This window comes from Streptomyces sp. NBC_00086, assembly GCF_026343255.1.
Classification (GTDB): domain Bacteria; phylum Actinomycetota; class Actinomycetes; order Streptomycetales; family Streptomycetaceae; genus Streptomyces.
In genome coordinates this window covers 2,131,717-2,143,099 of sequence record NZ_JAPELZ010000001.1, presented here as the reverse complement: position 1 = coordinate 2,143,099, position 11,383 = coordinate 2,131,717, and the positions used below count along the sequence as shown (strand labels likewise).

10 protein-coding genes are annotated in these 11,383 nt (G+C 71.6%); 8 read left to right on the top strand and 2 right to left on the bottom strand.

The features are described 5' to 3' along the window. Positions 1-195: 195 nt before the first annotated feature. The 8 genes from OG276_RS09355 to OG276_RS09320 all read left to right on the top strand — a co-directional run bounded on the left by OG276_RS09355 (position 196) and on the right by OG276_RS09320 (position 8,948). Complete coding sequence (locus tag OG276_RS09355) at positions 196-882, top strand: two-component system response regulator (protein WP_266904003.1); 687 nt, start codon at positions 196-198, stop codon at positions 880-882. 202 nt (positions 883-1,084) lie between these two features. Beyond that, the gene (locus OG276_RS09350; protein WP_266904002.1) at positions 1,085-3,904 is read left to right on the top strand and encodes a DNA translocase FtsK; all 2,820 of its coding nucleotides are present in this window, start codon (positions 1,085-1,087) and stop codon (positions 3,902-3,904) included. A gap of 204 nt (positions 3,905-4,108) precedes the next feature. Beyond that, the gene (locus OG276_RS09345) at positions 4,109-5,005 is read left to right on the top strand and encodes a helix-turn-helix domain-containing protein (RefSeq protein WP_266904001.1); all 897 of its coding nucleotides are present in this window, start codon (positions 4,109-4,111) and stop codon (positions 5,003-5,005) included. Between the two features lie 126 nt (positions 5,006-5,131). After that, positions 5,132-6,640: a 30S ribosomal protein S12 methylthiotransferase RimO gene (gene rimO / locus OG276_RS09340; RefSeq protein WP_266904000.1), complete on the top strand. Its 1,509-nt coding sequence runs from the start codon at positions 5,132-5,134 to the stop codon at positions 6,638-6,640. Further along, a complete protein-coding gene (pgsA, locus tag OG276_RS09335) occupies positions 6,637-7,293 on the top strand; it encodes a CDP-diacylglycerol--glycerol-3-phosphate 3-phosphatidyltransferase (protein WP_266881436.1) in 657 nt (218 codons plus the stop codon). The genes rimO and pgsA overlap by 4 nt, the downstream gene beginning before the upstream one ends. Before the next feature lie 47 nt (positions 7,294-7,340). Then, positions 7,341-7,895, top strand: a complete 555-nt coding sequence (locus OG276_RS09330) for a CinA family protein (protein ID WP_266903999.1) — start codon at positions 7,341-7,343, stop codon at positions 7,893-7,895. A gap of 109 nt (positions 7,896-8,004) precedes the next feature. Then, positions 8,005-8,385 carry a helix-turn-helix domain-containing protein gene (locus tag OG276_RS09325; RefSeq protein WP_112451800.1) on the top strand — a complete coding sequence of 127 codons (381 nt, stop codon included), beginning with the start codon at positions 8,005-8,007 and terminating at the stop codon, positions 8,383-8,385. Between the two features lie 278 nt (positions 8,386-8,663). Beyond that, positions 8,664-8,948, top strand: coding sequence for a hypothetical protein (locus OG276_RS09320; RefSeq protein WP_266903998.1), 285 nt, complete (start codon positions 8,664-8,666; stop codon positions 8,946-8,948). A gap of 62 nt (positions 8,949-9,010) precedes the next feature. On the opposite strand, the gene OG276_RS09315 is transcribed toward OG276_RS09320, so the two are convergent. Continuing rightward, complete coding sequence (locus tag OG276_RS09315) at positions 9,011-9,778, bottom strand: SDR family NAD(P)-dependent oxidoreductase (protein ID WP_266903997.1); 768 nt, start codon at positions 9,776-9,778, stop codon at positions 9,011-9,013. Between the two features lie 36 nt (positions 9,779-9,814). Further along, on the bottom strand, positions 9,815-10,657 hold the full coding sequence (locus OG276_RS09310; RefSeq protein WP_266903996.1) for a DNA-formamidopyrimidine glycosylase family protein: 843 nt from the start codon (positions 10,655-10,657) through the stop codon (positions 9,815-9,817). Positions 10,658-11,383 lie beyond the last annotated feature (726 nt).

The window sequence follows — 11,383 nt, the reverse complement described above, 5'->3', positions numbered from 1 at the left end:
TCTGCCCTTCCACCACGTTTCCGCTTCGTGCGCTGTGACATCTTGGTGACAGGGTGTGGCGATCTCGGGACTGGGGCTACGATGACCGGCACAAGGACGGACGGCGCAAGGATGCCGTCCTCTGGGGCGGGGCCCGGCGCACAGGCCGGAGCCAGGAGCCGGGGAGGCCCCATGCCGGGGCGAGGAGGACAGGGCATGGTGCAGAAGGCCAAGATCCTCCTGGTCGACGACCGGCCGGAGAATCTGCTGGCGCTGGAGGCCATCCTCTCCGCGCTCGATCAGACACTGGTCCGGGCGTCGTCGGGGGAGGAAGCGCTCAAGGCGCTGCTGACGGACGACTTCGCGGTCATCCTGCTCGACGTGCAGATGCCGGGCATGGACGGGTTCGAGACGGCCGCGCACATCAAGCGGCGGGAGCGGACCCGGGACATCCCGATCATCTTCCTCACGGCGATCAACCACGGTCCGCACCACACCTTCCGCGGGTACGCGGCGGGCGCGGTGGACTACATCTCGAAGCCCTTCGACCCGTGGGTGCTGCGGGCCAAGGTCTCGGTCTTCGTCGAGCTGTATACGAAGAACTGCCAACTGCGCGAGCAGGCGGCGCTGCTGAGGCTCCAGCTGGAGGGCGGCAGCTCCAACGGGGCGGTGGACGGCTCCAAGGAGACGGCCGGCCTGCTGGCCGAGCTCTCCGCGCGGCTCGCCGCGGTGGAGGAGCAGGCGGAGGCGCTGACCAAGCAGCTCGGTGAAGAGGCGGCCGATCCCTCGGTGGTGGCCACCGCGGCCCATCTGGAGCGCAAGCTCACCGGTCTGCGGCGGGCGCTCGACGCGCTGGAGCCGGGGACCGGCGGCGGTACTCCCGTACTGCCCGCTCAGGGCTGAGCTCCGCTCGGGCCCTCGCGGCCCGGCGTGGCCTGCCGTGCGGCCCCGCTTGGCGGTCCGTCAGGTCTGGCGGAGCGTCATGGGAGGCCGCCGGTACGGGCCGAGGGCGCGGGCGCCTCCCGTCCCGGACTCGGAACGACACGAACGGGTGAAGGGGTGGGCACGCGTGTCCACCGGCGCTCGCCCCGGTAACCTCGGTCGCATGGCCTCAAGTACGTCCGGTAAGGGTTCCCAGAGCACGGCGGGCACCGCGAAGGGCCGCACCGGCCGTACGACGGCGCCGGCGAAGAAGGCTGCCCCAGCCCGCAAGCCGCCCGCCAAGAAGGCGTCGCCCGCCGCGAAGCGCGCGCCCGTCAAGAAGGTGGCGGCCAAGCCCGCGCCGTCCCCCACCGGGGGAGTGCTGCGGCTGCTGCGCGCCTTCTGGCTCGGCATCGCGCACGCGGTCGGCGCGATCTTCCGCGGCATCGGCCAGGGCGCGAAGAACCTCGACCCGGCCCACCGCAAGGACGGGCTCGCCCTGCTGCTGCTCGCGCTCGCGCTGATCGTGGCCGCCGGGACCTGGTCGAACCTGAGCGGGCCCGTGGGGGACCTGGTGACCATGCTGGTCACCGGCGCCTTCGGGCGGCTCGACCTGCTCGTGCCGGTCCTGCTCGGCGTCATGGCGGTACGTTTCATCCGCCATCCCGAACAGGCCGACGCCAACGGCCGCATCGGCATCGGGCTCTCCGCGCTGGTCATCGGAGTCCTGGGGCTCGTGCACATCGCCTGCGGAGCCCCCGGGCGCGACGAGGGCACCACCGCCATGCAGAACGCCGGCGGGCTGATCGGCTGGGGAGCCTCGAAGCCGCTGATCTTCACGATGGGCGCACCGCTGGCCGTGCCGATGCTGGTGCTGCTCACCGTCTTCGGGCTGCTGGTGGTCACCGCCACCCCCGTCAACGCGATCCCGCAGCGGCTGCGGAGCGCGGGGATCCGGCTCGGGATCATCGCTCCGAACGAGTACGACGACGAGTACGCGGCGTCCGCGGAGCACGGGGACTCCGCGGGCGCGGCCTCGGCCGCCGCGGACCGGCATGACGCCGAGCAGTGGCGGGCCCGCTCCGGCGCCGGCGGGCCGGGGGACCCGGCGGAGGCCGCCGAGGAGGAGGCGCTCGCCCGGCGGCGGCGCCCCCGGCGGTCCGCGGGCCGGCCCATGGACCGGGGGATGGACGCCGTCGACGTGGCCGCGGCGGCCGCCGCCGCGCTGGACGGGGTGGTGTACGGCGGGATGCCGCCCTCCCCGCTCGTCGCCGACCTCACGCAGGGCATCTCGGGGGAGCGCGAAGGTCGCGAAGGTTCAGAGATCACCGCTCCGGTTCCGGCGGCCCGCGAGGAGGGGCCCGCGCGCGAGGAGCAGCCGGCCCGCGAGGAGAAGTCCGCCGCCGCGGCCGCGCCGACCGACACCACCGCGGCGGCCTCCGGAACCCTGTCCGTACCCGACCTGACGAAGGCCCCGCCCGAGACCCAGGCGCTGCCGCCCCGCGCCGAGCAGCTCCAGCTGCGCGGGGACATCACGTACTCCCTGCCCTCGCTGGACCTGCTGGAGAAGGGTGGGCCGGGCAAGACCCGCAGCGCCGCGAACGACGCGGTCGTGGCCTCGCTGACGAACGTGTTCATGGAGTTCAAGGTCGACGCGAAGGTCACCGGTTTCACCCGGGGACCGACGGTGACCCGCTACGAGGTGGAGCTGGGCCCGGCCGTGAAGGTCGAGCGGATCACGGCGCTGGCCAAGAACATCGCCTACGCCGTGGCCTCGCCCGACGTGCGCATCATCAGTCCGATTCCGGGCAAGTCGGCGGTCGGCATCGAGATCCCGAACACCGACCGCGAGATGGTCAACCTGGGGGACGTGCTGCGGCTGGCGGACGCCGCCGAGGACGACCACCCGATGCTGGTGGCGCTCGGCAAGGACGTCGAGGGCGGCTACGTCATGGCCAACCTGGCGAAGATGCCGCACGTGCTGGTCGCCGGGGCCACCGGTTCCGGAAAGTCCTCCTGCATCAACTGCCTGATCACCTCGGTGATGGTGCGGGCCACCCCGGAGGACGTCCGGATGGTGCTCGTGGACCCCAAGCGGGTGGAGCTGACGGCGTACGAGGGCATCCCGCACCTGATCACGCCGATCATCACCAACCCCAAGCGGGCGGCCGAGGCCCTGCAGTGGGTCGTGCGCGAGATGGACCTGCGCTACGACGACCTGGCGGCCTTCGGCTACCGGCACATCGACGACTTCAACAAGGCGATCCGCGACGGCAAGATCAAACTGCCGCCGGGCAGCGAGCGGGAGCTGAGCCCGTACCCGTACCTGCTGGTGATCGTCGACGAGCTCGCCGACCTGATGATGGTGGCCCCGCGGGACGTGGAGGACTCGATCGTCCGCATCACCCAGCTGGCCCGCGCGGCCGGCATCCACCTGGTGCTCGCGACGCAGCGGCCCTCGGTGGACGTGGTGACCGGTCTGATCAAGGCGAACGTGCCCTCGCGCCTCGCCTTCGCCACCTCCTCGCTCGCCGACAGCCGGGTCATCCTCGACCAGCCGGGCGCGGAGAAGCTCATCGGCAAGGGCGACGGGCTGTTCCTGCCGATGGGCGCGAACAAGCCCGTGCGGCTCCAGGGCGCCTTCGTCACCGAGGACGAGATCGCCGGGATCGTGCAGCACTGCAAGGACCAGATGGCTCCGGTCTTCCGCAACGACGTCACCGTGGGGCAGAAGCAGAAGAAGGAGATCGACGAGGAGATCGGCGACGACCTGGACCTGCTGTGCCAGGCGGCCGAGCTGGTCGTCTCCACGCAGTTCGGATCCACCTCGATGCTCCAGCGCAAGCTGCGGGTGGGCTTCGCGAAGGCCGGGCGGCTGATGGACCTGATGGAGTCGCGGGGGATCGTCGGGCCGAGCGAGGGGTCGAAGGCGCGCGACGTGCTGCTGAAGGCCGACGAACTCGACGGCGTGCTCGCCGTGATCCGGGGGGAGACTTCCGAGTAACGGACAAAGGACCGGGGGCAACCGTTTCCCCCGGTCCCGTGTCTAGTTGAGGGAGGTGGCGGCTTGTTCCGGGCCGCCGCACCGGGCGGGAGCCCTCCGGCCATTCGTATGGCGTAGGAAGTCCCCCCTCCGGTTGCCTCACCCTTTCGTCACCCCCCTAGACTGGACTTCCAGCAGGTGGCTACACGCTCGAAAGGCGCCCTCGTGTCCATCGGCAACGCCAACTCCCCCGAAGATGAGCAGCCTTCGACCGACGACCGGTCCGAGGACCGTCTCGTCGAACGTTCCGTCGAAGAGCCGTCCATCGGGACGGCCCTCAAGAAGGCCCGGATCGCCGCCGGGCTGACTGTCGACGAGGTCAGTTCCACCACCCGCGTGCGCATCCCGATCGTGCACGCGATCGAATCCGACGATTTCACTCGCTGCGGCGGCGATGTCTATGCCCGCGGCCACATCCGTACGCTCGCCCGTGCCGTACGACTCGATCCGGAACCCCTGATCGACAGCTACGACGCGGCCCACGGCGGCCGGCCGGCACCCACCCCCGCCGCGCCGATGTTCGAAGCCGAGCGGATCCGCCCCGAACGGCAGCGGCCCAATTGGACCGCCGCCATGGTCGCCGCCATCGTCGCCGTGATCGGCTTCGTCGGCTTCACGGCCTTCGGCGGCGCCGACGAGAAGGCCAAGCGGCCGGTGGCGGAAGGTTCCGCCGCGCCGAAGCCCGCACCCACCCCCAACGCCTCCAAGCCCTCGGTCCAGGCGCCGCCGGCGCCTACGGCTCCCAAGCCGGAGCCCTCGGACAGCGCCATCGCCGCCGCGCCCAAGGACCTCGTCACGGTCGTCCTGACGGCCAACGACGGCGAAAGCTGGATCTCGGCCAAGGACCACAGTGGCCGGCTCCTCTTCGACGGCACCCTCGAACAGGGTCAGTCGAAGACGTTCACGGACAAGGAGTCCATCGACCTGGTGCTCGGCGATGCCGGGGTCGTGAAGCTCTTCGTGAACGGCAAGGAGATCAAGGACGAGTTCCAGCCAGGACAGGTGGAACGTCTCACATACACCAAGGACGACCCGCGTCAGGGCCAGGCCCAGGCGGGCTGACCGCCAGGCCTGACCAGCAGGGAATAGAACGTTCCGGATCCCCGGGGTGCCGCGCCGCACTCCGGGGATCTTGCCGTCCGGGACGGGAGGCGGGGGCCGGTGCCGGGACGAAGTAGTCTTGAGTCCATGCCCGAACGCCGTACCGTCGCCCTTGTCACTCTTGGCTGCGCCCGTAACGAGGTGGACTCGGAGGAGCTCGCAGGCCGCTTGGCGGCGGATGGCTGGGAGCTCGTCGAGGACGCCGCCGATGCGGACGTAGCCGTCGTCAACACCTGCGGCTTTGTCGAAGCCGCCAAAAAGGACTCCGTAGACGCCCTGCTGGAGGCCAATGATCTCAAGGATCACGGCCGCACGCAGGCCGTCGTAGCCGTCGGCTGTATGGCCGAGCGCTACGGCAAGGAACTTGCCGAAGCGCTCCCCGAGGCCGACGGCGTGCTCGGTTTCGACGACTACGCCGACATCTCCGACCGCCTCCAGACCATCCTCAACGGCGGCGTCCACGCCTCCCACACCCCGCGCGACCGGCGCAAGCTGCTGCCGATCAGCCCGGCCCAGCGCCAGGACGCCGACGTGGCCCTGCCGGGCCACGCGCAGTCGACGCCCGTCGAGGAGGTGGCAGCCGCTCCCGCAGACCTCCCGGAGGGCGTCGCGCCCGCCTCCGGCCCGCGTGCGCCGCTGCGCCGCCGGCTGGACAAGAGCCCGGTCGCCTCGGTCAAGCTCGCCTCCGGCTGCGACCGGCGCTGCTCCTTCTGCGCCATCCCGTCCTTCCGCGGCTCCTTCATCTCCCGCCGCCCCAGCGACGTGCTGGGCGAGACGCGCTGGCTCGCGGAGCAGGGCGTCAAGGAGATCATGCTGGTCTCCGAGAACAACACCTCGTACGGCAAGGACCTGGGCGACATCCGCCTGCTGGAGACCCTGCTGCCCGAGCTGGCCGAGGTGGACGGCATCGAGCGCGTCCGCGTCAGCTACCTCCAGCCCGCCGAGATGCGGCCCGGCCTGATCGACGTACTCACCTCGACCCCCAAGGTCGTCCCGTACTTCGACCTCTCCTTCCAGCACTCGGCCCCCGACGTGCTGCGCGCCATGCGCCGCTTCGGTGACACCGACCGGTTCCTGGAACTGCTGGACACCATCCGCTCCAAGGCCCCGACGGCCGGCGTCCGGTCCAACTTCATCGTCGGCTTCCCCGGCGAGAAGGAGTCGGACTTCGCCGAGCTGGAGCGCTTCCTCACCAGTGCGCGGCTCGACGCCATCGGCGTCTTCGGCTACTCCGACGAGGACGGCACCGAGGCCGTCACGTACGAGAACAAGCTGGACGCCGACACCATCGCCGAGCGCCTCGCCCACATGCAGCGCCTCGCCGAGGAGCTCACTTCGCAGCGCGCGGAGGAGCGGATCGGGGAGACGCTGGAGGTGCTCGTCGAGACGGTCGTCCCGATCGACGAGGCGGAGGACGGCGAGGGTGCCTACGGGCGCGCCGCCCACCAGGCACCCGAGACCGACGGCCAGGTCGTCTTCACGGACGGCGCGGGCCTGGTCCCGGGGCGTATCGTCACGGCGAAGGTGGTCGGCACCCTGGGTGTGGACCTGGTGGCGGAGCCCCTGGGCGTGGATCTTGAGGAGGCGGCCGGATGACCGGAGCCCCGGCATCTGCGGCGGGCGGGACCGGCCGCCGGCCCGCGCCCGGCGCGAAGCTGGGCGCCGCGGCCGTCAATCAGGCCAGCCTGTGGAACATCGCCAACATCCTGACGATGATCCGGCTGGTCCTGGTGCCGGGATTCGTGATGCTGCTGCTCGCCGACGGGGGCTACGACCCCGTCTGGCGGGCGCTGGCGTGGGCGGCGTTCGCCGTCGCCATGATCACCGACATCTTCGACGGGCATCTGGCCCGTACGTACAACCTGGTCACCGACTTCGGGAAGATCGCCGACCCCATCGCCGACAAGGCGATCATGGGGTCGGCATTGGTGTGTCTGTCGTGGCTCGGCGATCTGCCCTGGTGGGTGACCGGGGTGATCCTCGGCCGGGAACTCGGGATCACGCTCATGCGTTTCTGGGTCATCAGGTACGGAGTGATCCCGGCGAGCCGGGGCGGGAAGCTGAAGACCCTGACCCAGGGCGTGGCGGTGGGCATGTACGTGCTCGCGCTGACCGGGCCGCTGGCGACGCTGCGGTTCTGGGTGATGGCGGCCGCCGTCGTCCTGACCGTCGTCACCGGTTTGGACTACATCAGGCAGGCGGTCGTGCTCCGGCGCAAGGGGCTCGCCGCGGAGCGTGCCGCGCGGTGAACCTGCCGGGGGATGACGCGGTGGTGCAAGAGGCGGGTGGATCTTCGATGGCCGGTGAAGCGCCGCGGAATGCCGCGGGGGCTGCCGGGGACGGCGAGGCTGTTGCGGCCGACGTGCTGCGACTCCTCGCGGAGAGTAACGGTACGGTTGCTGTTGCGGAGTCGCTGACCGGCGGCATGGTGGCCGCGGAGCTCACGTCCGTCCCGGGCGCCTCCAAGTCCTTCCGCGGGTCCGTCACGGCGTACGCGACCGAGCTCAAGCACCAGGTGCTGGGCGTGGACGCCGGGCTGCTCGCGGCCCAGGGCGCGGTGAACCCGCAGGTCGCGGAGGAGATGGCGGCCGGCGTGCGGCGGGTGCTCGGCGCCTCCTGGGGCATCGCGACCACCGGAGTGGCCGGTCCCGCCCCGCAGGACGGGCAGCCGGTGGGCACCGTTTTCATCGCCGTGGCGGGTCCCGGGGTCAGGAAAACGGCCCGGCTGAGGTTGAACGGCTCCCGCGCGGAAATCCGTAGGGAGAGTGCACGGACAGTGCTCGAGCTGCTCGCGAGCGAACTCCGCGAGAATCTGCGGGGGCAGGATACGGAACAGGACGGGGGGATTTGATGTTTGCAGCCCTGAGTGAACACGACATCGCTCCCCGCACGGCCGCCGCGCGAGGCGGTACGGTGGGGCGTGAAGGTTACGGCTACACGGTCAGAGGAGGGAGCCACCGATGATTCTGCTCCGTCGCCTGCTGGGTGACGTGCTGCGTCGGCAGCGCCAGCGCCAGGGCCGTACTCTGCGCGAAGTCTCCTCGTCCGCCCGAGTTTCGCTCGGCTATCTCTCCGAGGTGGAGCGGGGGCAGAAGGAGGCATCTTCCGAGCTGCTCTCCGCGATCTGCGACGCGCTTGACGTACGGATGTCAGAGCTGATGCGGGAAGTCAGCGACGAGCTTTCGCTCGCCGAGCTGGCCCAGTCCGCCGCGGCGAGCGAACCGGTGTCCGCACCGGTCCGCCCGATGCTCAATTCGGTATCCGTGGCCTCGGTCACGGGTGGCCCGGAACGGGTGACCATCAAGGCGCCCGTGGAAGCGGTGAATGTCGTAGCCGCGTGATGCGTGCGTGAGCGTCCGCCTGTGCGCGTGAATGTGTGTGCGTGCGTGCTGAGCGTATGAGTGTGGCCGGAGCCCCGGCCGGTGCCCTTTGGGTGCCGGGCGGGGCTCTTTGCCGTTGTGCGGCGTGTGCGGGTGTGGGTGTGGCGCATGGGGCGTGGGTGGTTTGGGTGGCGTTCCGGTGGGGCTTGGAGGGGGAGCGGGCGGGGTGCGGGTGGGGGCCGGGTGCGGGAGGATGGGCCCGTTCGGGTCTCCGGCCCCTGGAGGTGGCCGTGCGGCGGTTGCTGGGTATACCCGTGGGTCTGGCCCTCGCGCTGTCGGTGGGCGTCCTGTGGTGGTGGGCCGTGCTGCGGCTCGTGCTGGCGCCGGCCGAGGCCGGGTTGGTGGAGGGTGCGGTCGCCGTCGGAGGATGGGGGCTGGGGCTGCTGCCGGTGCATTGCGTGCCGGGACCGGTGGGCCGCCGTCGCCGCGGGGCGGCGGACGGCGGTGGCGGTGTTCCGGGGAGCGGTGGGGAGCGGGCTGCTGCCGGGTCGGTGGGGGTCGGGGAGCCGCCGGGGTCCGGGTGATCGGGTGGGGCTTGTGATGTGTCCTGCGTGTGTGGCCGGGGCGATGGGCGCCGGGTGGTGGGTCACCAGGGCATGGAGACTCCGCCGTTCGGGCGAAGGATCTGGCCCGTCATGAAGGACGAGGCGTCCGAGGCGAGGTAGAGCACTGCCTGGGCTATGTCCTCGGGCTCACCCACGCGGCGCAGCGGAGACATCCGCGTCATCATCGCCTCGGTCTGCTCCTGGACCTCGGGGCTGTGCCGATCGGTCATCGGGGTGCGGATCCAGCCGGGTGCGACGGCGTTGACGCGGATGCCGTGCGGGCCGGCCTCGGTGGCGAGGGTCTTGGTCAGCTGGACGACGGCGGCCTTGGCGGCGCTGTAGCAGAGCAAACCGGGCTGGGCGGCGTCCACGGCGCCGGAGGCCATGGTGATGATCGAACCGGGCCGGCCTGTCGCGATCATGGCGCGGGCCGCCTCCTGGCAGGTGCGCAGCACCCCCTTGAAGTTGATGTCCAGAACCCGGTCGAGGTCCTCGTCGGACGTCTCCAGAACGCTGCTGCTGTGCATGACCCCGGCGATCGCGGCGGTGATGTCGAGCGGGCCGGCCTGGGCGATCGCCGCCTTGATCGCGGCGCGGTCGGTCACGTCGAGGGGGTGGGCGGTGGCCCGGCCGCCGGCCTTGGTGATCAGTTCCACGGTCTCCTGGAGGCCCTGGGCGTCGCGGTCCGCGCAGTGCACGGCGGCTCCGGCCTCGGCGAGGAGTACGGCGGTGGCCCGGCCGATGCCGCTGGCGGCGCCGGTGATCAGGGCGGTCCGGCCGGTGAGTTCGTACGCGCTGGGTGTAGGCATGCGGGGACGGTACGACCGCATCTGACGGGGCGTCAACTAAGGCGTCGGGCCGGATTGGCAACGGGGACACCAGTAGGTGGGGCGGCCGTCCTGGGGGGCCTCGCGGACGGGGGTGCCGCAGCGCAGGCAGGGACGGTGGGCGCGACCGTAGACGAACAGGTCCTGGCCGGGGCGGCGGCTGCCCGTGGTGTTGCGGTGGCGGGCCTTGTTCGCGTCGAGGAGCCGGTGTGCGGCGGCGGCGAGGCGGGGGAGGGTGCGGGGTGCCAGATAGCCGACCGGGGTCCAGGGGGTGACCTGGGCGAGGAAGCAGAGCTCGGCCTTGTAGATGTTGCCGATGCCGGCCAGGTTGCGCTGGTCGAGGAGGGCCTCGCCCAGGGGGCGGGCGGGGGTGGCGAGGAGGTTCGCGGCGGCGACCGCCTCGTCCCAGTCGGGACCCAGGAGGTCGGGGCCGAGGTGGCCGACGGCGCGGTGTTCGTCGGCGGTGCGGAGCAGTTCCACGACGGGGAGGCGGTAGCCGAAGGCGGTGTGGGTGGTGGTGCCGAGGATTACGCGGAGTTCGTGGGTGGGGGCGGGGGCGCGCTTGGGCGCGCCGGTGGTGGGGAGGATGCGCCAGGTGCCGTCCATGCGGAGGTGGGTGTGGAGGGTGAGGAGGGGGTGGAGGGGGTGGAGAGTGGCTTCTGCCTCGGTGTTTTGTGACGGTGGCGGGCCGAAGCGCATGAGCAGGTGCTTGCCCCGGGGGACCACTTCGAGGGTGGTGAAGCCGGTGAGGTCCGCGGTGGCGAAGCGGGGGACTCTGAGGTCGGAGCGGGTGAGTTCCTTGCCCGCGAGGGCTTCGCGGAGGTGGGCCGCCGCGCGGTAGACGCTGTCGCCTTCGGGCATGTCTTCATTCTCCTGCTCCTGCGGGGTCGGGGCGGTGCGGTGGCGTCGGGGTGCCGCTGCGCGGGGCTTGCTCCCCGCCCCGCCCTTCCTCCGTTCCCCGGGGCTCCGCCCCGGACCCTGCTGCTGGGCTGCGCCCTGGGCCCCGTTTCCGGGCTTCGCCCTCGGCCCGGGGTTGGTGCCCTGGGGCGGCGTCTTGGGTTCGGCTCTCTGGGCTGGGGCGGGGTGCCCGTGGGTGGGCTGCGCTCCGGTACTCGTTCCGGGGGGGGCTTGGGGGATGGTGCGGGTGCCGCTGCGGTTGCGTGGTGTTTGCTCCCCGCCCCGCCCTTCCTCCGTTCCCCGGGGCTGCGCCCCGGACCCTGTTCCCCGGGGCTGCGCCCCGGACCCCGTTTCCGGGCTTCGTTCCGGACCCCGTTCCCGGCCTCCGCCCCGGACTCCGTTTCCGGGCTAAGCCCTGGGCCCCGTTCCCGGGCTTCGCCCTGGGCCTCTGGGCCCTGGACCCTGTTTCCGGGGTTCGCGCTGGGTCCCGGACTCCGCTCCCGGGGTTTGCCCTGCGACCTGGACCCCGTTTCCGGGGCCCCCGACCCCGGACCCCGTTTCTGGGGTCCGGGACCGGGGTCCCGGACCCCGGTCCCGGGCTGTGTCCTGGGCCCCTTCCTGGGGCTGTGCCGCGGATCTTGTTGGGGGCTGCGTTATGGGAAGCGCTTCTCGGGCTTTGTTCCGGCTCTG

What these genes read in the sequence shown, in the direction of transcription:
- OG276_RS09355 (WP_266904003.1), top strand. Translation starts at nt 196, where the DNA reads ATGGTGCAGAAGGCCAAGATCCTCCTGGTCGACGACCGGCCGGAGAAT.
- OG276_RS09350 (WP_266904002.1), top strand. Translation starts at nt 1,085, where the DNA reads ATGGCCTCAAGTACGTCCGGTAAGGGTTCCCAGAGCACGGCGGGCACC.
- rimO (WP_266904000.1), top strand. Translation starts at nt 5,132, where the DNA reads ATGCCCGAACGCCGTACCGTCGCCCTTGTCACTCTTGGCTGCGCCCGT.
- pgsA (WP_266881436.1), top strand. Translation starts at nt 6,637, where the DNA reads ATGACCGGAGCCCCGGCATCTGCGGCGGGCGGGACCGGCCGCCGGCCC.
- OG276_RS09330 (WP_266903999.1), top strand. Translation starts at nt 7,341, where the DNA reads ATGGCCGGTGAAGCGCCGCGGAATGCCGCGGGGGCTGCCGGGGACGGC.
- OG276_RS09325 (WP_112451800.1), top strand. Translation starts at nt 8,005, where the DNA reads ATGATTCTGCTCCGTCGCCTGCTGGGTGACGTGCTGCGTCGGCAGCGC.
- OG276_RS09315 (WP_266903997.1), bottom strand. Translation starts at nt 9,778, where the DNA reads ATGCCTACACCCAGCGCGTACGAACTCACCGGCCGGACCGCCCTGATC.
- OG276_RS09310 (WP_266903996.1), bottom strand. Translation starts at nt 10,657, where the DNA reads ATGCCCGAAGGCGACAGCGTCTACCGCGCGGCGGCCCACCTCCGCGAA.